The organism is Prochlorococcus sp. MIT 1201 (assembly GCF_047303415.1).
GTDB classification, from domain to species: Bacteria; Cyanobacteriota; Cyanobacteriia; order PCC-6307; family Cyanobiaceae; genus Prochlorococcus; species Prochlorococcus marinus_D.
The window spans coordinates 295,185-315,702 of the sequence record NZ_CP138947.1 but is presented as its reverse complement, the minus strand read 5'-3'; the positions used below and the strand labels follow the sequence as shown (position 1 = coordinate 315,702).

At 53.7% G+C, this 20,518-nt stretch carries 23 protein-coding genes; 11 read left to right on the top strand and 12 right to left on the bottom strand.

Going from position 1 to position 20,518, the window contains the following annotated elements; translation table 11 throughout:
• Positions 1–50 precede the first annotated feature (50 nt).
• The 4 genes from SIB41_RS01390 to SIB41_RS01375 all read left to right on the top strand — a co-directional run bounded on the left by SIB41_RS01390 (position 51) and on the right by SIB41_RS01375 (position 3,346).
• Positions 51–776 carry a response regulator transcription factor gene (locus SIB41_RS01390; RefSeq protein WP_063419589.1) on the top strand — a complete coding sequence of 242 codons (726 nt, stop codon included), beginning with the start codon at positions 51–53 and terminating at the stop codon, positions 774–776.
• Positions 777–894: 118 nt separating this feature from the next.
• The gene (locus tag SIB41_RS01385; protein WP_205909695.1) at positions 895–1,491 is read left to right on the top strand and encodes a GIY-YIG nuclease family protein; all 597 of its coding nucleotides are present in this window, start codon (positions 895–897) and stop codon (positions 1,489–1,491) included.
• A gap of 38 nt (positions 1,492–1,529) precedes the next feature.
• Positions 1,530–3,002 (top strand): leucyl aminopeptidase, encoded by a 1,473-nt coding sequence (locus SIB41_RS01380; protein WP_413361307.1) that lies wholly within the window; start codon positions 1,530–1,532, stop codon positions 3,000–3,002.
• Between the two features lie 212 nt (positions 3,003–3,214).
• On the top strand, positions 3,215–3,346 hold the full coding sequence (locus tag SIB41_RS01375) for a hypothetical protein (RefSeq protein WP_413361566.1): 132 nt from the start codon (positions 3,215–3,217) through the stop codon (positions 3,344–3,346).
• Here the strand turns inward: SIB41_RS01375 and SIB41_RS01370 are convergent.
• The 9 genes from SIB41_RS01370 to SIB41_RS01330 all read right to left on the bottom strand — a co-directional run bounded on the left by SIB41_RS01370 (position 3,307) and on the right by SIB41_RS01330 (position 11,719).
• Entirely contained in the window at positions 3,307–3,519 is a 213-nt protein-coding gene (locus tag SIB41_RS01370) for a hypothetical protein (RefSeq protein WP_074160135.1), read from the bottom strand. The two genes, SIB41_RS01375 and SIB41_RS01370, sit on opposite strands and share 40 nt — an antisense overlap.
• A 112-nt stretch (positions 3,520–3,631) precedes the next feature.
• Positions 3,632–4,303: a peptide-methionine (S)-S-oxide reductase MsrA gene (msrA, locus tag SIB41_RS01365; protein WP_063419508.1), complete on the bottom strand. Its 672-nt coding sequence runs from the start codon at positions 4,301–4,303 to the stop codon at positions 3,632–3,634.
• Positions 4,300–5,478, bottom strand: coding sequence for a lipid-A-disaccharide synthase (lpxB, locus tag SIB41_RS01360; protein WP_413359854.1), 1,179 nt, complete (start codon positions 5,476–5,478; stop codon positions 4,300–4,302). Before lpxB ends, msrA begins: the two co-directional genes overlap by 4 nt.
• A complete protein-coding gene (gene lpxA / locus SIB41_RS01355; RefSeq protein ID WP_413359852.1) occupies positions 5,478–6,329 on the bottom strand; it encodes an acyl-ACP--UDP-N-acetylglucosamine O-acyltransferase in 852 nt (283 codons plus the stop codon). Before lpxA ends, lpxB begins: the two co-directional genes overlap by 1 nt.
• A gap of 5 nt (positions 6,330–6,334) precedes the next feature.
• Positions 6,335–6,790, bottom strand: coding sequence for a 3-hydroxyacyl-ACP dehydratase FabZ (gene fabZ, locus SIB41_RS01350; RefSeq protein ID WP_196757485.1), 456 nt, complete (start codon positions 6,788–6,790; stop codon positions 6,335–6,337).
• Positions 6,787–7,644 (bottom strand): UDP-3-O-acyl-N-acetylglucosamine deacetylase, encoded by an 858-nt coding sequence (gene lpxC, locus SIB41_RS01345; RefSeq protein ID WP_063396285.1) that lies wholly within the window; start codon positions 7,642–7,644, stop codon positions 6,787–6,789. Before lpxC ends, fabZ begins: the two co-directional genes overlap by 4 nt.
• Positions 7,644–9,926 (bottom strand): BamA/TamA family outer membrane protein, encoded by a 2,283-nt coding sequence (locus tag SIB41_RS01340; RefSeq protein ID WP_413359849.1) that lies wholly within the window; start codon positions 9,924–9,926, stop codon positions 7,644–7,646. Before SIB41_RS01340 ends, lpxC begins: the two co-directional genes overlap by 1 nt.
• A 69-nt stretch (positions 9,927–9,995) precedes the next feature.
• A complete protein-coding gene (gene purC, locus SIB41_RS01335; RefSeq protein ID WP_413359846.1) occupies positions 9,996–10,724 on the bottom strand; it encodes a phosphoribosylaminoimidazolesuccinocarboxamide synthase in 729 nt (242 codons plus the stop codon).
• On the bottom strand, positions 10,721–11,719 hold the full coding sequence (locus SIB41_RS01330) for a hypothetical protein (protein WP_413361305.1): 999 nt from the start codon (positions 11,717–11,719) through the stop codon (positions 10,721–10,723). Before SIB41_RS01330 ends, purC begins: the two co-directional genes overlap by 4 nt.
• Before the next feature lie 101 nt (positions 11,720–11,820).
• Here SIB41_RS01330 and purD point away from each other — a divergent pair, with 101 nt between their 5' ends.
• Together purD and SIB41_RS01320 are read left to right on the top strand one after the other, a co-directional pair.
• Positions 11,821–13,137: a phosphoribosylamine--glycine ligase gene (gene purD / locus SIB41_RS01325; RefSeq protein ID WP_413359843.1), complete on the top strand. Its 1,317-nt coding sequence runs from the start codon at positions 11,821–11,823 to the stop codon at positions 13,135–13,137.
• A 24-nt stretch (positions 13,138–13,161) separates the two neighbouring features.
• A complete protein-coding gene (locus SIB41_RS01320; protein WP_413359841.1) occupies positions 13,162–15,219 on the top strand; it encodes an ATP-binding protein in 2,058 nt (685 codons plus the stop codon).
• A gap of 56 nt (positions 15,220–15,275) precedes the next feature.
• Here SIB41_RS01320 and kaiC read toward each other — a convergent pair whose 3' ends face one another.
• The 3 genes from kaiC to SIB41_RS01305 all read right to left on the bottom strand — a co-directional run bounded on the left by kaiC (position 15,276) and on the right by SIB41_RS01305 (position 17,410).
• Complete coding sequence (gene kaiC, locus SIB41_RS01315; RefSeq protein ID WP_413359839.1) at positions 15,276–16,775, bottom strand: circadian clock protein KaiC; 1,500 nt, start codon at positions 16,773–16,775, stop codon at positions 15,276–15,278.
• Positions 16,776–16,841: 66 nt separating this feature from the next.
• Positions 16,842–17,213, bottom strand: coding sequence for a circadian clock protein KaiB (gene kaiB, locus SIB41_RS01310; protein WP_413359837.1), 372 nt, complete (start codon positions 17,211–17,213; stop codon positions 16,842–16,844).
• Positions 17,210–17,410, bottom strand: coding sequence for a hypothetical protein (locus SIB41_RS01305; RefSeq protein WP_413359835.1), 201 nt, complete (start codon positions 17,408–17,410; stop codon positions 17,210–17,212). Before SIB41_RS01305 ends, kaiB begins: the two co-directional genes overlap by 4 nt.
• Here SIB41_RS01305 and SIB41_RS01300 point away from each other — a divergent pair.
• The 5 genes from SIB41_RS01300 (at position 17,363) to SIB41_RS01280 (ending at position 20,431) form a co-directional block, all read left to right on the top strand.
• Positions 17,363–17,761 (top strand): hypothetical protein, encoded by a 399-nt coding sequence (locus tag SIB41_RS01300; protein WP_413361564.1) that lies wholly within the window; start codon positions 17,363–17,365, stop codon positions 17,759–17,761. The genes SIB41_RS01305 and SIB41_RS01300 overlap by 48 nt on opposite strands.
• Positions 17,762–17,879: 118 nt before the next feature.
• Positions 17,880–18,281, top strand: coding sequence for a 50S ribosomal protein L21 (rplU, locus tag SIB41_RS01295; protein ID WP_413359833.1), 402 nt, complete (start codon positions 17,880–17,882; stop codon positions 18,279–18,281).
• Between the two features lie 42 nt (positions 18,282–18,323).
• Entirely contained in the window at positions 18,324–18,590 is a 267-nt protein-coding gene (gene rpmA / locus SIB41_RS01290; RefSeq protein WP_413359830.1) for a 50S ribosomal protein L27, read from the top strand.
• 63 nt (positions 18,591–18,653) lie between these two features.
• Positions 18,654–19,616, top strand: a complete 963-nt coding sequence (gene truB, locus SIB41_RS01285) for a tRNA pseudouridine(55) synthase TruB (RefSeq protein WP_413359827.1) — start codon at positions 18,654–18,656, stop codon at positions 19,614–19,616.
• A gap of 71 nt (positions 19,617–19,687) precedes the next feature.
• Positions 19,688–20,431, top strand: coding sequence for a YebC/PmpR family DNA-binding transcriptional regulator (locus tag SIB41_RS01280; protein ID WP_413361303.1), 744 nt, complete (start codon positions 19,688–19,690; stop codon positions 20,429–20,431).
• Positions 20,432–20,518: the final 87 nt, after the last annotated feature.

Sequence of the window (20,518 nt, the reverse complement as noted above, 5' to 3'; positions counted from 1 at the left end):
GTAATCTCCACAATGAGGCTCTAACCGCTCCTGTTACCTGGTTGCAACCAGTGGACATCACTCCCCGAATCTCTTCTCTCCAGAAAACAAGTCAACAAAGCCATCCCCTGCTACGTCGCAGTCGCACTGTTGTCGCCACAGCCGATCGCGTCTTAATCACAAGTTGGGTGGGCTGGTTTGATTGCCTGGGTCCCCTAGTGGGGGCTGCAACCAGTGAGGACGAGACCCTCAGTTGCCTGAAAAGCTCTAATGCAGATCTCCTGATCTGCACCGATCTACTGGAGAGCGGGAATGGCCCAAGCCTGGTCCGTAAAGCAAAACAGCTCAAGCCTGATCTCAAGGCCCTGATGCTGATTCAACGACCTGTATTACGCACCCTGCTGGATGCAATAGAAGCCCATTGCGATGGCCTCTGTGCCCATGAGCTCGTCGGCAGTGGCACCCTGCTAGCAGCTCTAAGCGCAATCGAAAGCGATGGCACCTACTTAGACAGTGTGGTTGCAGGAGTTTTACGTCACGGTCGTCTCGGCAATGGCAAGACCAGCAGCCAAATCGACAACCTCAGCTTGCGCGAGGGAGATGTGCTTCGAGGAATCTGTAAAGGGATGAGCAATCAAAACATTGCCGATGAGCTCTATCTCTCGATCGATACGGTCAAGAGCCATGTGCACAGCCTGCTGCAAAAATTACCAGCACGAGATCGCACCCATGCTGTGGTGGTGGCTTTTCGTGATGGGCTGGTGGAGTTACCTCAAAGACTGCCACGTTGGCAATAACGCTGCCTTCACTGACTCGGTAACGTCCCCTCAATGAGCGATCCCCAAAGGGTGATTGGCATCTTGCACTTTGAGCCAACAAGCGCAGCTCCAAAGCTTCCGCAAAGGTGATCAATCAATGCAAACCGCGCGTGGTCAGGGCCACCTATTCCCAAACCAAGTTCCATCCGCAGGGCTCGCCCCCCGCCAGGAGCTCATTCTTAGCCGCGACCTTTTACAAAGCTGGCAGAGGCGCATTCAAGGCCATCAAGCCGATCTATTCCAAGGAGAGCCAGATATCGCTCGGCAGAGCTCGCTGTTTGGTAGCGATCAAGAAACAGTCATCGACCAATTGAAGCCCCTGCAGCTCACCCCTCTCCCCCTGAGCTTCTGGCGCTGGCCTAACAGCCCTCACCATGGCCCAGCCGTTTATCTGGTGATGGACCGCCCAGCAGACCTCAACACTCCTTTATTGCTTTATGTGGGCGAAACGATTGCTGCAGATCGCCGCTGGAAGGGTGAGCATGATTGCAAGGCCTACCTGGCGGCCTATGCCGAAGCCCTGGCCAAGGCAGGACTAACAAGCCAGCTCAGCATCCGTTTTTGGAGCGATGTTCCCGAGAGCACCAAAGCCCGTCGAAAGCTCGAGCAACAACTGATCCAGCACTGGCTGCCACCGTTCAACAAAGAAACAAGAGCTCGCTGGAGCACCCCGTTCACAGCTGAATGCAGCTAAACGGCACGGCTAACATCGCGCCACCTCATCAACATCCCATGGAAATTTGCCTTTTTCCAGCAACCTTGCAGAGCTGGACTGGCGATGTGCTCATGGTGGGCATGCTTGAGGGAAAGATGAAGGAACGTTTAAACGAGCTGGAAACACTCTGCAAAGGCTCTCTGATGCAGAGCCTTGAGAAGCAGATGTTCAAAGGCAAATCCGGAGAAATCGCCACCGTTCAACTGCTCCAAAACAAGCCAAACCTGCTGGTGCTCGTAGGGCTCGGAGAACCCCAGAACATGAGGCTTGACGACCTTCGCAAGGCGGCTGCCCTGGGAGCGAAAGCAAGCCTCGGATGCAGTGGAACCCTGGGGATGATGCTCCCCTGGGAGCCCTTGGATGCGGCATCTGCCGCAAGGGCCGTCGCAGAAGCCGTTCGCCTTTCCCTCTATAAAGACCTCCGCTTTCGCAGTGCTCCTGAGCCCCGCTCTACGCCAACAAAACTGGAGCTCATTGGTCTGCCCGACTCAGCCAGCAAAGATCTTCAAGCCGTTCACCCCACCTGTGCGGGAGTTGAGCTAGCAAGGCAGCTGGTTGCGGCTCCTGCCAACAGTCTTACCCCTGCGGCCCTCGCCCAAACAGCGATTCAACTTGCCCACGAACACGGCCTCGAGTGCACTGTGCTGGAGCGATCTGAATGCGCCGAACGGGAAATGGGTGCCTACCTAGCAGTCTCTCAAGGTTCTGATCTGGAGCCAAAATTCATTCACCTCACCTATCGCCCTCAAGGACCAGTTCAACGACGACTGGCCCTTGTAGGCAAGGGACTGACCTTCGATTCCGGTGGATACAACCTCAAAGTTGGAGCTGCCCAGATCGATCTGATGAAGTTCGACATGGGAGGCAGCGCAGCTGTACTTGGAGCCGCCCGAGCGATTGCAGAACTGCGACCCAAGGGAGTGGAAGTGCATGTGATCGTGGCCGCCTGCGAAAACATGGTGAATGGATCCGCTGTCCATCCAGGAGACATCGTGCGGGCCTCTAACGGCACCACCATCGAGATCAACAACACCGATGCCGAAGGCCGTCTGACCCTTGCCGATGCACTGGTATACACCTGCGGACTCGAACCAGACGCAATCGTGGATTTAGCAACCCTTACAGGGGCTTGCGTTATCGCACTTGGCGAAGAGATCGCTGGCCTTTGGACAGCTAATGATCCCCTGGCTGCGGGCCTAACCGCTGCCGCCGAGGCAGCCGGCGAAGGCCTGTGGCGCATGCCATTGCCAAGCTCCTATCGAGAGGGTCTCAAATCCAACCTCGCTGACCTCAAGAACACAGGACCTCGTCCTGGAGGATCAATTACCGCGGCCCTTTTCCTCAAAGAGTTTGTTGAGGCCTCCATCCCATGGGCCCACATCGACATCGCCGGAACGGTCTGGTCTGAAAAGGGCCAAGGCCTCAATCCATCTGGTGCCACCGGCTACGGGGTTCGCACTTTGGTGAATTGGATTTGTAGTCAGTCTTGAGTCAAGAGGCTTTGCATTCAACTCAGCGAAAAACGAGCCAAAGAAGGAATCACAACACGAGTACAACGTTGATCGCTCAAGGTCGCGCAGGGTTGGCAATGCTCATACCTAGAGCTAGCAACCTATCCAGAAAATTGATCAGCAAAGAGTTTTCGCTTGCTTGATCAGAATCGGGGCCCTTAATTTTGATTCGGGATATTGAGCTGGCTTGAATGACGACAGTCCTTGACCTGGTATTCGATAGCGATCTGATCAAAGAAGCTTTGGGCATCAAAGCCGGAGGGAGAAGGAAAGACCGTCTAACTCAAGAGGCTGCAGCATTCATCGCCCCATTCCTGGCATGAATCCGCTCTGAAAGCGAAAGGGTCTTGGGGGATTCCAACGCATGAATCTGCCAACGTGCTCGTTCAGAAAAAGATGCCAAAACCCTTTCCAAGTCATCGGAAGCCTGCTTCGGAGACGGATACGGGCCAACATGCCGAGTCACTAGTCCATCCTTAACGGTCAGCAGATACATACATCTCCTACTTAAATCTCCAGTAGATGTTAAGCAGCTTTTTCAGCAGAAGGGATGGGTGGAAACCCGCATCTTCACTGCGAACTGCACGATCCCAAAGGTCATCCTGATTTTATTTTTTCCTTAGATTTGCTTGATCTGGGCGCTGCCATGGCAAGCCGGTTCGTGCTCTGTCTCCCCATAGCTGATCTAGCCGGCGGTCGCGGCCACAGCTGTATCGATAGAAGTTGTATTTGATGCTATTGAGCTCCGCGTAATTCTGGTGGTAATCCTCAGCCAGCCAGAATTCGCTTGAAGGTTTGATCTCAACTCTCAGATTGCTCATGGGCTGGGCCAGTTCCAAAGCCGCAGCATCAGCACTCTCACGAGCCTCGCTGGCCTGCTGGTCATCTCGGGTAAAGATCACAGGTCGATAGGAGTCACCTTGATCACAAAATTGGCCATCACCATCAAGAGGGTCAACATTGCGCCAATAGCTGCGTAATAGCTCTGCATAGCTGATTTGAGAGGCATCAAATCGCACCTGTACGGCCTCTTGATGACCTGTGGTCTTAGAGCTCACCTGGCGATAGGTGGGGCGAGGCAAATCACCACCTGTGTAACCACTCTCAGCAGAAATCACACCGGTCAATCCCTCCAGATCATGCTCAAGACACCAGAAGCAGCCCCCGGCAAAAACGGCTTCCTCGACTGACGCCAAAACTTGAAGCGGCAAGCCAAGTAAGGCAACACAGAGAAAGATGGCAATCCACCATCTCCTCAAAGGTCGAAACGTTGTCTTCATGTCTTGGTTAAATCAAGGATTTCCTTGGCTGCCCTATCGGTAACACCTGGAACGCCAAGCGTCTGCTGCAATCGCCGATAGCCCTCGAGCATCTCATTGCGCTGGGCAGGATCCTCCAATAAAGGGATAGCTGCCAGCACAAGTGCTTCTGCAGTCAACTCATCCTGTAGTAATTCCGGCACAAGCCGTTCCTTCAGCAACAGATTCACCGGCGAGATATGGTCCACCCGAAAGCGCAAAAAGTGTCGAGCCACAAATGCTGTGATCCGACTCACCTTGTAGCCCACCACCTGGGGAACACCACGCAAGGCCAGCTCCATATTGACGGTGCCTGATTTGCCGAGGGCAAGATCCGCCGCCGCATAAAGCATTGGTTTGAGTTCATCGGCCTGCTGAGCCGAAAGCACTCGCCCTCGAACTGCCGCCGCCTCAAGAGCCTCCTGCAAAGACGTCTCAAAACTTGCTAATCCTGCAGGAACAATCACCTCAAGGGATGGGTCACGCTGCTGAAGCAAAGCTGCTGCCTTGGCGAGAGTGGGCATCAAGTAACGAAGTTCCTGTTGCCGGGAAGCCGGTAAAAGCAACAACAATCTTTGGCCAGGCTTCAAGCCAAGCCGCTCACGCGCCTGCTGACGATCAGGCAACACACTCACCGTATCGAGTAATGGATGACCGACCCAAGTCACCTTGGCCCCCCGCTGGGAATAGAACTCAGCTTCAACGGGAAAGATCGCCAAAATTCTGTCGGTGAAACTCAGCAGCTGAGTGGTGCCGCCATCGCCAAAACGCCAAGCCCATTCCTGAGGAGCGATGTAGTAAATGATGGGCACCCTGGGAAACCAGCGCCGTAACTTGTGCCCCAAGCGCACGTTGGCGCCCATGTAATCGATCAGCACCACGGCATCGGGTGGTCGCTGCTTGAGCACGTGATCCACCCGAGACTGAAGTCGCAAAGTGGGGAGCACCAGAGGCAGGGCCTCCCAAAGTCCAATCGCACCCATCGGAGCCGTATCAGCAAGCAGTTCTGCACCAGAAGCCTGCATGCGGGGACCTCCAAGGGCCATCAACTCAAGCGGTAAGGATCGCCGTTCAACCTCCCTTTGGAGAGCTTGAATCAAGAGACTTCCCTGCAAATCACCAGAGACCTCGCCAGTGCTGATCAGCAGGCGCACCATCAGCGACTCAAAGACATCGCAGGCATAGGACCGCGACGTCCCTTCTCAATCGAGGCCTCCAGAAAGGCACAGAGGTGTGCAGCCGCTGGCATCAACTGCTCTTGTCGAGCAAGCCGCAACCCCTCAACAAAGACATAGTCAGATCGAAACAGCAGATTCCAAATCTCCTGCAACTGGCCAAGCTCTCCTCCCTCTTGAGTCTGCAGACCACTGCGTCGCAGGCCAACACGATTAAGCCCCCTCAATCGACCTGGATGCCCTTCGGCGAGGCAGTACGGGGGGACATCGCGATCAACCCTTGTCATACCTCCAACCATGGCAAGACTGCCAATGTGAACGAATTGGTGAATTCCTAAGCAGCCGCCGATCACGGCCCGGTCTTCGACCACGACATGACCAGCCACTTGAATTCCATTCGACATCACAATCCCATTGCCCAGCTCACAGTTGTGACCAAGGTGGCAATAGGCCATCAACAAGTTGTGGTCACCGATCTTGGTCTGTTCACCTTCCTCTGTGGCCCGGTTGATGGTGACGGATTCCCTAATTGTGTTGGCATCGCCAATCACCACTTCTGTGGGTGCGCCGCGATACTTGAGGTCCTGTGGCTCAAGACCAAGGCAGGCACCGGGGAAGACCCGGTTCTTGGCGCCAAGGGTCAAACGGCCATCGAGCACCACATGGGGACCAATCCAGGTATCAGGACCAATCTTCACGTCAGGTCCAATCACTGCTCCCGGCCCAACAACGACACCGGAAGCGAGCTCAGCACGAGGATCCACCACAGCCGCAGGGTGAACCTGAGCCTTTTTTTCGGCAGTGATCGCTGAGAGTTTGCTCACCTCGCTCATGATCCTCAGTCCACCAAGGAAAACATCAACTCACCAGAGCAAACCAGCTGGCCCTCCACCCTGGCTTCCCCTCTGACCTTGCCAAAGCGCTGCCGCTTCAAGCTAAGCAGCTCACAGCTAATTATGAGCTGATCTCCTGGCACCACCGGACGGCGAAAACGAACTGCATCGATCCCTGCAAATACGAATAACCCCTTGGGCAGATCTGGCATCTGGGCCACGATCAAACCACCCACCTGGGCCATCGCCTCAACAATCAAGACCCCAGGCATCAAAGGACGACCAGGAAAATGACCCTGGAACTGAGGTTCATTGAGGGTCACATTTTTGATCGCAACAGCCCGCTGGCCAGGTTCATGGAGCACAACACGATCAACCAGTGCAAACGGATATCGATGAGGCAGCAGCCCCATGATCTGCTCACTTGTTAACACAGCAGTATTAGGAGAGGGATCGGTCAAGAGACAGTCACAGGACAGACGGCAAGGAGAGCATTCGCCAGATCGTTATGGAGTCCATGGGAGCCCCGATAGACGAGAACCTGAGCCTGAGGGAATCCCACAAGTGCAAGATCTCCGATCAAGTCCAAGAGCTTATGGCGCACTGGTTCATCAGCAAATCGCAGTGGCGGGTTCAACCAGTGATCACCATCACAAACCAAGGCATTGTCTAGGGCACCCCCCTGGATAAGGCCCGCCGCCAAGAGCTGATCCACCTGTTCGCGAAACCCAAATGTTCTCGCCGGAGCAATCTGTTCAGTAAACCCCTCTGGAGTGAGCTCAATCGCCAGCATCTGATGACCAATAGCAGCTTGTGGGAAATCAATCACACCAACAACATTGAAGCGCTCGGCAGGTGTCGCTGTGATCACACTGCTACCGCGATGACACACCAAAGCACGCTCAAGCACGAGCGGATCGGCACGCGGGGTTGCAGCAGGAGTAAGGCCCACCTCGGCTATCGCCTCCACCCAGCCCAGAGCTGAACCATCAAGAAGCGGTATTTCCTCACCACCAACCTGGATCTCCACATGGGTCAAGCCACAGCCAGCCAAGGCCGCAAGTAGATGTTCGACCGTGCCTAAATGGCGGTCGCCCAGTTCCAAAGTGGTGCAAAGCTGACTATCGCGAACCTGATGTGGCCCCAAAGTGACTGGTGGGTCGCTGTTGTCCAGCCAGGAGACATGGAAGCCAACTTGCGCCGAAGGCTGTAAGCGCACTTCGGCGACCTCCCCACCATGAAGCCCAATGCCTCGTCTTGAGACAGCTCCGCCTAGGGTCCAAGCACGGTCATAACTGGTGGGCCAAAAAGCCACTAGAACTTCCAGCCAACCCCGAGATTAAAGCGCCACTCATCGGTGAAATCTTGGGTTGCCACCTCAAGGCGCAATGGCCCTACTGGAGTGGTAACAATCAGACCAGAACCGATCGAGAATCCAGAACCAGGCTTGTCGAGAAGTTTGCCTGGCTTACCAGGAACATTCTCTTGGGAACCTAAATCAGTACCGCCATCAACGAAAACCTCACCAGAAACGATATTCCAAATCGGGAATCGATATTCAATCGTCGCTTCAACAAAGCTTCGTCCCACAGATAAATCACAATCACTCCAACCTCTTACGGAATTAGATCCACCAAGACAGAAGGCTTCATAAGGAGGCAGATCGCCTAAAACTGTGCCTGCCTTAACCTGAAAAGCAAGGGCCTGAGGACAATTTTCCGGCTCCCCTGGCTTAGGACGGCAGCCCTTGGCAAGTTTCAACCAATTAACTGGAATGAAATGTGTATAGCTAGTCCGAAGACGGTTAAAGGTCGGTGAATGCTCCCCAACAGATACAAATTGCTCCGTACCGAAACTAAAAAAGTTACCAGAAGTTGGATTACGAGGATCATTCAAATTATTATAAGTAGCCGCAACTCTTACACCAAGAAGATTGTTTTCATCTGCACAGTCAAATGCGATACAAATCACGTCGTCATTAGGCGCACCATTACTCTCTCTATCGTCAGAGCTAACCCCGTATGGACGGCTATCACCAGAGAAATTAATCGGCCTGACCTTCTGAATATTTAAGCCAGCCAAGACATTCCATGGTGCTTTCTTATATGGATCGCCACCATTTAGAGGTCTTGCAAAAATTATGTTTCCACCAATTCTTTGCAAAGCAACAGAATTCCCTTCATAGTCAAACCAACTAGTATTTGAGTCTGCATTCTCTGCATCAGAAACCGAATCAAATTTCCTTCCCGCAGGATTATTGCTGTTATCTATATCATATACGTAACTAGAACCACCATCATAGTAATCTTTAAGGGTACGAATATTGCCATTATTCTGGCTCTGAAAAACTTGCGGAACCTCACGACTGAGGAATAAAGAGGTACGGAATGACGTGCGGTGAGCATCACCCTTAATCCATGGATCTGTAAATGAGATGCTTCCCAAGCCTCCATACTGACCATAAGTAATGTTCAATGCCATATTCCAGGCACGACCAAGAAGATTGCTGTCCTGAAGTTGTATCTGGCCAAAAACACCCTGACTCTGGCTATAACCCAGACCACCTGACAACGAACCGGTGGACTGCTCAACAATGCCAAGAATGATTGTCACATTGCCAGGTTCACCAGCAACCGGTTTCAAGGTGACTTTGACATCACTGAAAAGAGATGTGCCATAGAGACGCTTAATATCAGACTCAAGCTGATTTCGATTAAATGCTTCGCCAGGCTTGATTGATATCTCTCGTGTAATCACCCAGGGCTTGGTCTTGCCATTAATCGGCTCACCCTTCTCATCGGTGGAATCACCTTCCTTATTGAGGAACTGCACCTCAACCCCTGCCACCGTGCCCTGGATCACCTTGAGCTGCACCACTCCATCTGGAGAAACGCGCGTAGGGCCGGTGACCCGAGCCAGGGAATAGCCCTCGTTTGCGTACCACTGCTGCAACTCCTTCATACGAGCCTGCAGTTCATTGAGATTGAGAGTCCTGCCGTAGTCGGGGCTGAATGTTTCCTCAATCACAGATTCAGAAAGCTCAACATCAGGTGGATCAAGTTCCACTTTGGTGAGCAATGGATTGGGCTGCACCTGCACCACGAGCTGAACCCCTAAAGGGCCGTCACTCGGCTCAATGCGCACATCAGAAAACCAGCCCGTGGCGTAAATCGCATCGAGATCACGTTTGAGCTCATCTCGAGTCACACGACTACCGGGACGCACAACCATGGCGTCATAAGCGGCGAGTTCTACACGCTCTTGCTCCGGATGGCCTGCAATCCCTTCGATGATCACCTCGGTGATCAAGACACGAGGCTCCTCAGGCAACTGTTCAGATGCGTTGAGAGGCAGCTCTTGCTGCTCAGCAGGGGTGACCTGAATCTGCTCGACCTCAAGGCTTTCCTCGACGACGCCTTCAGGAGTGGCCTCCACCTGCACATCATCGGCAACCAAGATCTCCGTAGCTGGGGGCTGAGTGTCCTGCTCGGGTGTCTGAGCACGCGCAGGAGCAGCAAGAAGCGGCAAGGTCAGAACCAGGCCAAATGCACCTCGCCGCAAGGCATCCGAGGGTCCGCTAGATAGGAAGCTGGCCATAGGTGATAAGAATCCGGCTACAAAGCCGCCAAATGTGCGCTGACATTACCTGCAGTTGAAGGGATTAGCTCATACCCCTTGGACCCGTTTGAAGATCTCCCCGTAGGCTTCAATCACTCCACCAAGGTCCTGGCGGAAGCGATCCTTATCCAGGATGCGGGCCTGGGGGTCGCTATTTCGATGGTCCCAAAGCCTGCAGGTATCAGGACTGATTTCATCCGCCACAAGCAGAGTGCCTGCACTGTTGAGTCCAAGTTCGAGCTTGAAGTCCACCAACAACAGATCCAAGCTCTCAAAAAATGACAGCAACAGCTGATTCACCCGACGGGCCAACTGTTCGATCTCTAAACGCTGCTGCGAACTGATCAATCCAAGCAGCTGCAGCCTTGATTCGCTCAGCAAGGGATCTCCCAAATTGTCGTCCTTGTAGTAGAGGTCCAACAAAGCGGGCGAAAGCTCAGTACCAGCCGCAATCGGCGTTTGTTGACAAAGCGATCCAGTCGCCACGTTGCGAATCACAACCTCTAGGGGAATCACATCAACATGCTGAACAAGCATCCAGGTTTCGGCGGCCAGGCCGAGGTAGTGAGTGGGCACACCCTCGCGCTCAAGCATCTCGAACAGTCGTGCCGAGATCTGACAGTTCAGTCGCCCCTTGCCCTCGAGTTCAGCCCGTTTGAGTGCATTAAACGCCGTGGCGTCATTCTTGAACTCCACCAACACACGATCGGGCTGATCCGCAGCGAAGACCCTTTTGGCCTTGCCCTCATAGAGCAGAGGGCCATGATCTGGCGTCATTTGAATTCTGATGGAACTGAAACAGGAGGCGCACTTTGATGCGCTTCAACAGCAGCATGGCCGCCAGGCTGACGCGGCGAGCGCAGCTCTTGCTCTAGCAGAGTTGCAGAATCCTGCTGATCTAGATCCCCCCGAACCAACTCCCACAGGGTGTAGCGGTCATCGAGGCGATTAGCGAGACGCTCTAGACGTTGTCGGGGCCTTAAGCCGTCACCACCCGCTGCTAAATCGAACTTCAATTGCAATCGCAGCAAGTCTTCTGCCAGCCCCCAAGCTTGATCTGCCGCCGCCTGGTCAAGGGCTGATTCCAACAGTGTTGAGTGCTGATCGTTGCCTAGACCTTGAAGCAACTCAGCGGCCAGAGCAAGACGGCGGGCCCCCAATGCGCCACGCTCACGGCCAGCCAACAGCACCATGACCGCCTCAGCCGAACGATCCAGGGAAAGCTCATGTTCCACCAAGAGATCAAGAGCAGCTCGGGTCAGCGGCAGGCCATCATCTCCATAGCCAACGGTGAGCTGCTCAAAATTCAATGACGTGAGATCACCATTTGCCAGGCGTCGCAGAGCAAGGGCCGCCTGAGCATGATCCAAAGATGCGTTGGCAGCCTGCCAGGAGAGCAGCAACCAAGCGCGACGCTGACTGCCTGGCGCTGGGCTGATACGACTGAGCACCGTCTGCGTGCTAGCTGGAGCCTTGCAGACCATCAATGCTTCAGCATTGGCAATCACAACCTCAAAGGGTTGAGGTGCAGGAGCAATGTCAATCAGGCGATTACGAAGTTCCTGCAGACGCAAGTTGAAGCCAAACAGGGCTGCGTCAGCACAAGCTGTTTTGAGCTCTGGTATCGCCCCATCAAGCAACACTTGCCGATAGACCAGTTCAGCCATGGGCTCCCTAGCGGGAGCACGGGGGCCAGGCGCAGAATTAAGAGGCGCAGCCTGATTAACGGCAGCCAACAGCAGCACAGTCAGCGGCAGCGAATGAATCCCCATGGAGTTGAGTCGTTCAACAAAGATGGAAGAGGGCAACGGATTCCTCTGACGAGATCCGACCTGCTCAAACCTAGGGGTCTTCCCCGTCCCTGCTTGTTCCTATGGCCATGTCCAGCACCCGTCCCCATCATCTCCCCCCTTTAGAGCGGCTGCTTGTGGTTGGTAGTGGTGGGCGTGAAAACGCCCTTGCATGGGCACTACGACGCTGTTCCGGCATAGAAGACGTCTGGGTCACACCAGGGAATGGGGGCACAAAAGAGCAGCAGGGCTGTGGGTGCCTGGCGATCGCAGAAACCGACGTCAATGGCCTGATTGATGCCTGCCAATCGCTTCAGATCGATCTAGTGGTAATAGGGCCGGAAGCTCCACTGGCCGCTGGCGTGGCTGACGAACTACGCAAGGCCGGGCTAGCTGTATTTGGGCCAGGGGCCGAGGGTGCCCAGCTGGAAGCCAGCAAAGCCTGGTCCAAAACCCTTATGGCTCAAGCCGGCGTGCCAACAGCAAAACACTGGACAGTGAGCACAGCAGCAGACGCTCTGAGCGTGCTGAATCAAGTGCAACAACCCTTGGTTGTTAAGGCCGATGGTTTAGCAGCAGGCAAAGGGGTCTGCGTAGCCGACAGCATCGAAGCAACAGCTGAAGCGATCCAGGAGGTCTTCAGCGGCCGATTCGGAGCTGCCGGTTGCCAATTGGTGCTTGAAGAGCGACTAGAGGGGCCAGAAGTATCCGTCTTCGCACTCTGCGATGGCGAGCAATTGTTATTGCTGCCCCCTGCTCAAGATCACAAACGTCTAGAAGACGGCGACAGGGGCCCTAACACCGGGGGCATGGGGGCTTATGCCCCGGCTCCCCTGCTCGATGCAGCAGGACTCGACCTTGTGCGCAGGGTTGTCCTTGAGCCAACCCTTGCGACCCTGAAGCAGCGAGGCATCGACTATCGAGGTGTCATCTATGCCGGATTGATGCTCACCCCCTCTGGGCTGCAGGTGATTGAATTCAACTGTCGCTTCGGCGATCCCGAATGCCAGACCCTCATGCCACTGATGGGTCCAGAGCTGGCAAAAGTTCTGCAGGCTTGTGCACTTGGTTGCCTCGATCAAGCACCAGAGCTATTGATCGAGGACCGCTGCAGTGCATGTGTCGTGGCAGCAGCAGCGGGCTACCCCAATGCACCCCGCAAGGGTGACCGCCTCAACATTCAGCTGCAGCCAGGCCCATCCCTACAGCTTTTCCATGCTGGCACCCGCTGCACTGAAGAGGGAGATCAACTGACCAATGGCGGCAGAGTGTTGGCGGTTGTGGCTCAAGCAAACGATTTTGATCAGGCCTTCTCAAACGCATACCAAGGTCTTGATCAGGTGTATTTCGAAGGGATCACTTACCGCCGGGACATCGGTCACCAAGTGCGCCAGTCCTAGGGTGAAGAGACGCTGAATGGGTTGATGGCCAGCAGTACTTCGCAAGCCATCGCAGAGTGGGCTCCCCCAGGAGATGGCCAACCCCCACCAGAGCCACCCGGCTGGGGGGAACGCATCTATCTCTGGTGGGCAGAATTCAGCCTGCAGACCAAGCTGTTGGCAATCGCCACACTGGTGGTAAGCCTGCTGATGACAGGCGTCACCTTCTTCGTCCTCAACGGCATCCAAAGGGATGCAGGGATGAATGACACGCGTTACGCCAGAGATCTAGGACTCCTCCTTTCCGGAAACGTCACTGAACTTGTCGCCCAAGGACGTGACAGGGAACTGGCAACTGTTGCCGAACAATTCTGGCGCTCGCGCAGCCTTCGTTACATCTTCTTCGCCGACCCAGATGGCTTGATCTATCTGGGAATCCCCATTAGCGCTTCCCCTGTCAGCGGTGATAACGATCTGCAACTCAACCATCGCTTGGAACTGCCAGCAGAGCTGCCATCACGACCAGAAAACGCACTGATTCGCCAGCACCTCACCCCTCAAGGTCAACTCACCGATGTCTTCGTTCCACTGGTGTGGAAAGGCGATTACCTGGGAACACTGGCTCTGGGGGTCAACCCCAACGACACAGCTCTTGCCAGCGCGGCTCTCACGCGACAGGTGACGATTGCCGTCTTCATCTCCATCTGGGTGCTTGTAATTCTCGGCGCCGTTTTCAATGCTCTAACGATCACCCAGCCTGTGAAGGAGCTTCTGCGCGGCGTAAGGGCCATTGCTGCCGGCAATTTCGAAGCTCGAATCGCTCTACCGATGGGAGGAGAACTGGGAGAACTCCTGAATGGCTTCAACGCCATGGCGTCCCAACTGGAGGCCTATGACGCCGCCAATATTGAAGAGCTCACTGCCGCCCAAGTGAAGCAACAATCGCTGATTGCCACGATGGCCGATGGCGCTTTACTGCTCGATGAAGTTGGACAAATCGTGCTGGCCAACCCAACAGCACGGCGGCTATTTCGCTGGGAGGGTCGAAATCTTGAGGGCCAGGAACTGCTCAATGAGTTGCCAGAGATCATCGCAAACGAACTGCATGATCCCCTTCAATCTCTGCTGCGCAATATCGGTGAAAGTAACGATCTGCGTTGCAGTCTTGAAGAACCATCACGCACACTTCGCATCGTGTTGCAGTCAGTGCGCGATCAAAGCGGTGAAACCCTTAAAGGCATCGCAATCACAGTGCAGGACCTCACCAGAGAAGTAGAGCTCAATGCAGCCCAAAGCCGCTTCATTAGCAACGTTTCACATGAACTTAGAACACCACTGTTCAATATCAAAAGCTATGTAGAAACACTGCATGATCTCGGTGATCAACTCAGCGAAGAAGAAAAGAAAGAATTTTTAGGTATTGCTAATTCCGAAACCGATAGGCTGGCTCGACTCGTTAATGATGTGCTCGACCTTTCGCGCTTGGAATCCGGACGGACCGTGCAGTTCGAGCCCATGGATCTTCGCCCTGCCATCGAGCAAACCCTGCGCAACTATCGGCTTAATGCAGATGACAAGCAGATTCATATTGAGCTCAATACAGATGATGAGCTACCAACAATCCTGGGAAATTGGGATCTATTACTCCAAGTGCTCGACAATTTAGTTGGCAATGGGCTCAAGTTTAGTCGTGCTGGTGGAAGCCTGATGGTGCGAGCCTACACATGGCCTGATAGCTGCAAAATGTCTCCAATCGAGAGCAGCAAATCAGCACCACATTGCGAATTTTTCTCACCACTCCCCAAGCTGCGCGTAGAAGTTGCGGACACAGGCCATGGCATCAATCAGGATGACCAACAACATATTTTTGACCGCTTCTATCGTGTGGAAAATGCCGTGCATACAGAAGCCGGCACAGGTCTTGGACTATCAATCGTACGCGGCATCATCGAAAAGCATGGCGGCCAAATACGAATGGCCAGTGAGGTTGAGCTGGGCACAACCTTTTGGTTTGATCTACCTCTTGAGCAAACAGATGCCGACGAGCTTATCGTGCAATCAGTACGAACAACTCGGCAACAAGAACAAGGTTTAGAACTCTAATTCAGCCAATAAAATGAATCAAATAGTGGCTTTAAGGCCCTTACATCGAAGGGACATTAAGCGCGTTCGTCGTCAGCAATACGATGAGGAGCACCACTGAAGATCCGTTCGAAGTTAGAGAATGAGTCTTTAATCTGTGGGCCATTATCAGTAATAACATACTCACGAATTCTCTTGTCGTGCCATGAGCCACGCATCTTGAATACATTCACAGCTCTGGCCATCTCGCCGCGGATCTCCACATACTGAAGCAGCAGAATAGTATCTGTGATTGTGGAGATATGGGAGTCGGTAATCGAATGACTTCCCATAAACTCTTCAGCGGTATTGGTAAAGAATCCCGCTATTTCCTCCTGCTTTGCATAGCCTGTTACTCCAATCACAAACTGTCTAAAGGCGTTGAGGCTCACGCCACGTGCAAGGGCCGAAAGTGAATCAATCGCCATCCTCGATGGCTTGAATTGTCCAATCTCAGTTTTAATAATCTCCAGATGATCTTCCAGACCAGTCGACTCTGGATAAGCACAAATAATCTTCAACAGGCCTTCACTTTCCATCTCTTCAAAATCAATCCCCCAACTGGTGGCATTACGCAGAAGTTGGGCTCGCGACTCCTCATAGGCAAACAAAACTGCGCGTTCCTTATTTCGGAAAGCATCCTCAATAAACTTCGACACCAAAAGGGTTTTACCAGTGCCCGTTGCACCAGTAACAAGAATGATCGAATCCTTGAAGAAACCTCCACCACACATCTCATCAAGATGAGGAACACCAGAACTAATCCGCACGTTGGAGGAACGCTGCGTAAGCCGCATTGCGCCTAAAGGAAAGACGCTGACGCCTTGGCTGCCCATGGTGAATGGGAACTCACCCTTCATGTGAGTTGTGCCACGTAACTTGAGAATCTCAACGGTACGTCGACGCTTCTCAGTCTCAAGAACATTGCGTAGGATGACGACGTTGTCGGAGACAAACTCCTCTACCCCATAGCGTGCAATTGGGCCATATTCATCAATCCGTTCTGTGGTCATTACGGTGGTAACGCCAATCACCTTAAGACGTGCAATCAAGCGAAAGATTTCCCTACGCACCACAGAAATTGCGTCGTACTGTTGGAAAACGGCTGTCATTGAATCGATTGCCACCCGTTTCGCTTTATATTTAACAATGGCATAATTAATCCTTTCAATTAACCCTGAAAGGTCAAAGCTGCCTGCAACATCCTGACCATCAGGATCCGGTGAAGCATCGAGTATGAATAATTTATCCTGCTCCACCATCTCTTGAAGATTCCAACCAAAGCTGACGGAATTTCGCAAAATATCTGATGGAGACTCTTCAAAGGTCACGAAGATTCCAGGCTCATCGAACTGGGTAATGCCGTTGTGTAAAAAATGAAGTGAAAAAACTGTCTTGCCTGTACCCGACGTGCCACTGATCAGCGTGCTACGCCCCGTCGGCAAGCCGCCATGACAGATGTCATCAAAACCTTCGATCCCAGTAGGCAGCTTCTGCACCTGCATCTGGGAGGAGCCACCGGCACTAAAAGACTGCATAGCTAGGACGTTCTACTCAAACGCTAGAGAGAATCAGCCCTAGAACAAAGCGCTGCACCGCGAGCCTTAAGAATCTGGCGACGCAATGTCATCGTCTGCCAACGTATCGAACTCCGCTGAGCCGAGCATCTCCTCAGGAATCTCGTCATAGATCTCGTCATAGAGGAGGTCAAGACCAATCAAAACCCGTTCGCGATCTGAGAGGTCACCAATGATCCTGCGCACCGGTGGCGGCAGGATCTTGGCCAAGGTTGGTGTCGCCAGAATTTTGTCTTCCTCTGCAAGCTGAGGATTCTTGAGCACATCGATCACCTTGAGCGCATACACGCCACGGAACTCGTTCTCGAGAATGTCGCGCAGAGTTTTAAGCGCCCGCATCGAATTAGGGGTATTCCCTGCTACGTACAACTTGAGGATGTAGGTTTTTCTTGGGCTCATAATTGCATCTCAGAAGCATCTTCTAAATCGGAACTGATTGATATCAACGAAAGGGGTACTTCTGCGGAAAGCGAGTGTTGAAGCATCACCCAAAGGTGTTTTGACAGATCGAGCAATGCGAACAGAACGCCCGGCGATGACTCTCTCTCATGCAACTCAAGTCTGAACTGTTGCCAGAAAGCGTCAATGAGATCCATATGGATCTCCACAACCTAGGTGATCGATCAAGCAGCAAACAATGCCGATCAACTCGCGATCTAGGGCCAGGGGAACAGCGCAAGAATCTCGAAAATCACTCATGCATCGATCTCTGCATCAACGAAAACCTCTCCTCAAGACAACTGAGGCTGCAACAAGCTGATCAGAGACTCTCTAGGCCTGCGAGCACAACATCCTCAGGCAGAGCAGGGCTGGCAAAACACCAATCACAGCAAACATCAAAGAATGCTGGTGTGTTGCGCCGCAAGAGAAGCAATGATCAAAGTCGACTTCGCTCCGAGGTTTTGACGCTCAGGGATCAGCGTTCAATCTTGACTAAAGGCGCCTAAACGCGGGAAGATCTTTGTTTGACTCTCGATTGCGAGTCAGGCCAAATCGGTCAAAGTGGTGCGGCGCTTATCAGCCCAGCTCTGCAGATTCCGAGCCTGAACGCGTCTTAAAGCACCCATGGCCGAGAAACCCGCTGCAAAGCCAAAAGCCACTGCAGCCAAAGCTGAAGCTAAAGACCAAAGTGATTCATACGCCATCGTTGAGGCCTCTGGCCAGCAGTTTTGGTTACAACCCAACCGTTACTACGACCTAGACCGTCTGCAAGCGGCTGTTGATGACACCGTCACGCTTGAGAAGGTACTGCTGATCAAGGATGGCAAGAATGACGCCACAGTTGGCCAGCCTTACGTGAAGGGCGCCAGCGTGGAACTGAAGGTGATGGACCACCGCCGTGGCCCCAAGATCATCGTCTACAAAATGCGCCCCAAGAAGAAGACAAGACGCAAAAATGGACACCGCCAAGAACTCACGCGAGTGATGGTTCAATCCATTTCAATAGACGGCAAAGCACTCAGCTAACCACCCCCTCCATACACTGCTCTCAATACCGCTTAAATCACCATGGCTCATAAGAAAGGCACAGGCTCCACACGCAACGGCCGCGATTCAAATTCCAAGCGTCTTGGCGTGAAGGCCTATGGCGGCGAAACCGTTACAGCAGGGTCGATCCTGATTCGCCAACGCGGCACCTCAGTGTTGCCAGGGGTCAACGTTGGCCAGGGCAAAGATGACACCCTCTTCGCTCTAACCGATGGTGTGGTGATCTTCGAAAGCATTCGCCGCAGCCTGCGCAACCGCAAGCGCATCAGTGTGGTTGCCTCCAGCTGAACAATCTCAGCCTTTCCAGACAATGCGGGCAGCAGCAGTCACAAACTGAACGCTGCTTATCAGGTGACGGTGCCCTTCGGCTTTGTGGTGATCGACAAGCCTGCTGGCCTCACCTCCCACGACTGTGTGAGCCGAATGCGGCGCGTGTTTGGCATCAAGCGCGTGGGCCACGGCGGCACGCTTGATCCTGGCGTAACAGGAGTTTTGCCCATCGCCCTAGGGCATGCCACCAGGCTGCTGCCCTATCTACCCGGCGCCAAGAGCTATCGCGGCAGCATCCAACTGGGCCAACGCACCAGTAGCGACGATCAACAAGGGGATCTGATCTCCAAGCAAGCCTGGCCTGAATTGAACACAGCAGAGATCGAGACCTATCTCGAGCCGTTTCGCGGCAGGATTCAGCAACGGCCACCGCAAGTTTCAGCCGTGCATGTGCAAGGGGAACGCGCCCATGCACGTGCCCGCAGGGGAGAAACGATGGAAATTCCAGCGCGAACGATCACGATTGATCGCTTGCAGCTACTCAGCTGGAACCAACAACTGGGCCAAATCGACTTCAACGTGCATTGCTCATCAGGCACATACATTCGCTCTCTCGCACGAGATCTAGGCGAATTAATTGGCTGCGGCGCTTGTCTGGGGTGGTTAAAGCGAACCCAGGCACTGGGGTTTCACGAGCAACAAGCCGTACCACTACCCGATCGAGACAATCCAGCCCTAACGACTCCGCCTGCTGTGTTACCGCCACTCACGGCCCTTGCACACCTGCCAAGACTACAACTCAACGAAGAAGAACAGGAGAGCTGGAGCTGCGGGCGACGCATTACCGCCCATCCAGATCAATGCCAACCAGCACCCAAACCTCTGGCCTCTGATCAGCAAGAATCTGATCCAAACCAAACTGAGCCAAGCGCAAACAAGCCCATGCTCGTGGTACTCGACTGCAGAGGCGAAGTTTCCGGCATGGCCTACTGGGAAGACAACACAACACTTAAGCCCAAAGTTGTGTTCAACGCACGGGGATGATCGCAACACTGTCGTTCAACGCGAACGCCCCTAGCGTTGATGGTCAAGCAACGACCTCATCAGCCTCCGCCATGGCCGGCCATAGCAAATGGTCTCAAATCAAACGCAGCAAAGCGGTGGTGGATGCCAAGCGAGGTGCTGTGTTCACCCGCCTAGCACGCGAGATCACTTTGGCAGCGAGATCCGGCGGAGACCCAAACGGTAATTTTCAACTGCGTACCGCAATCAACAAAGCCAAAGCCGCAAGAATGCCTGCGGCCAATATTGAGCGCGCGATTGCAAAAGGTTCAGGCCACGACCAAAACGGCGCATGCCAATTGGAAGCCATCCGCTATGAAGGCTATGGCCCTGGTGGCGTCGCGGTTCTGATCGAAGCATTAACCGACAACCGCAATCGCACGGCCGCAGACCTACGCCTAACCTTCAATAAACACGGCGGCAAGCTCGGCGAAAGCGGCTGCGTGGCCTACTTGTTTGAGCAACGCAGCGAAGTGTATTTGAGTGCGCAGTCTGCGCAAGGCGGGGGCAAAGTTTCAGAAGATGCACTGCTGGAAAACCTTTTAGAGCTTGAAGCTGATGGCTATCAATTGATCGACGATGGCGCTGTGGTGTATGGCCCGTTTCAAGCTCTAGAAGGCCTGCAGGCTGGGCTCAAAGATCAAGGCTGGATTGTTGAGGGATGGCAACACTGCTGGAGACCACTCACCACGATCAGCCAAGCAGATCAAAAAAGCGAAGACCAATGCCTGCAATTACTGGATGCACTAGATGAACTCGACGATGTGCATCACATCAGCTCAAACCTGGAGAGCTAGCAAGGCAGAATGGCGAGATGACTGAGGCATCAGCAACGCCACGAAGTCTGTAAAAGAAAGCCAAGGGATAGGACGACTAAAAAACCG

Coding starts and splice junctions, on each gene's coding strand:
- kaiB (WP_413359837.1), bottom strand. CDS start 17,213: ATGAGCCCAAGAAAAACCTACATCCTCAAGTTGTACGTAGCAGGGAAT.
- SIB41_RS01300 (WP_413361564.1), top strand. CDS start 17,363: ATGCAACTCAAGTCTGAACTGTTGCCAGAAAGCGTCAATGAGATCCAT.
- msrA (WP_063419508.1), bottom strand. CDS start 4,303: ATGAAGACAACGTTTCGACCTTTGAGGAGATGGTGGATTGCCATCTTT.
- SIB41_RS01375 (WP_413361566.1), top strand. CDS start 3,215: ATGACGACAGTCCTTGACCTGGTATTCGATAGCGATCTGATCAAAGAA.
- SIB41_RS01385 (WP_205909695.1), top strand. CDS start 895: ATGCAAACCGCGCGTGGTCAGGGCCACCTATTCCCAAACCAAGTTCCA.
- lpxA (WP_413359852.1), bottom strand. CDS start 6,329: ATGAGCGAGGTGAGCAAACTCTCAGCGATCACTGCCGAAAAAAAGGCT.
- SIB41_RS01320 (WP_413359841.1), top strand. CDS start 13,162: ATGGCCAGCAGTACTTCGCAAGCCATCGCAGAGTGGGCTCCCCCAGGA.
- rplU (WP_413359833.1), top strand. CDS start 17,880: ATGGCCGAGAAACCCGCTGCAAAGCCAAAAGCCACTGCAGCCAAAGCT.
- SIB41_RS01305 (WP_413359835.1), bottom strand. CDS start 17,410: ATGGATCTCATTGACGCTTTCTGGCAACAGTTCAGACTTGAGTTGCAT.
- SIB41_RS01280 (WP_413361303.1), top strand. CDS start 19,688: ATGGCCGGCCATAGCAAATGGTCTCAAATCAAACGCAGCAAAGCGGTG.
- SIB41_RS01370 (WP_074160135.1), bottom strand. CDS start 3,519: ATGTATCTGCTGACCGTTAAGGATGGACTAGTGACTCGGCATGTTGGC.
- SIB41_RS01330 (WP_413361305.1), bottom strand. CDS start 11,719: ATGGGGATTCATTCGCTGCCGCTGACTGTGCTGCTGTTGGCTGCCGTT.
- SIB41_RS01340 (WP_413359849.1), bottom strand. CDS start 9,926: ATGGCCAGCTTCCTATCTAGCGGACCCTCGGATGCCTTGCGGCGAGGT.
- kaiC (WP_413359839.1), bottom strand. CDS start 16,775: ATGCAGTCTTTTAGTGCCGGTGGCTCCTCCCAGATGCAGGTGCAGAAG.
- lpxB (WP_413359854.1), bottom strand. CDS start 5,478: ATGGTGCGCCTGCTGATCAGCACTGGCGAGGTCTCTGGTGATTTGCAG.
- purC (WP_413359846.1), bottom strand. CDS start 10,724: ATGACGCCAGATCATGGCCCTCTGCTCTATGAGGGCAAGGCCAAAAGG.
- purD (WP_413359843.1), top strand. CDS start 11,821: ATGGCCATGTCCAGCACCCGTCCCCATCATCTCCCCCCTTTAGAGCGG.
- rpmA (WP_413359830.1), top strand. CDS start 18,324: ATGGCTCATAAGAAAGGCACAGGCTCCACACGCAACGGCCGCGATTCA.
- SIB41_RS01380 (WP_413361307.1), top strand. CDS start 1,530: ATGGAAATTTGCCTTTTTCCAGCAACCTTGCAGAGCTGGACTGGCGAT.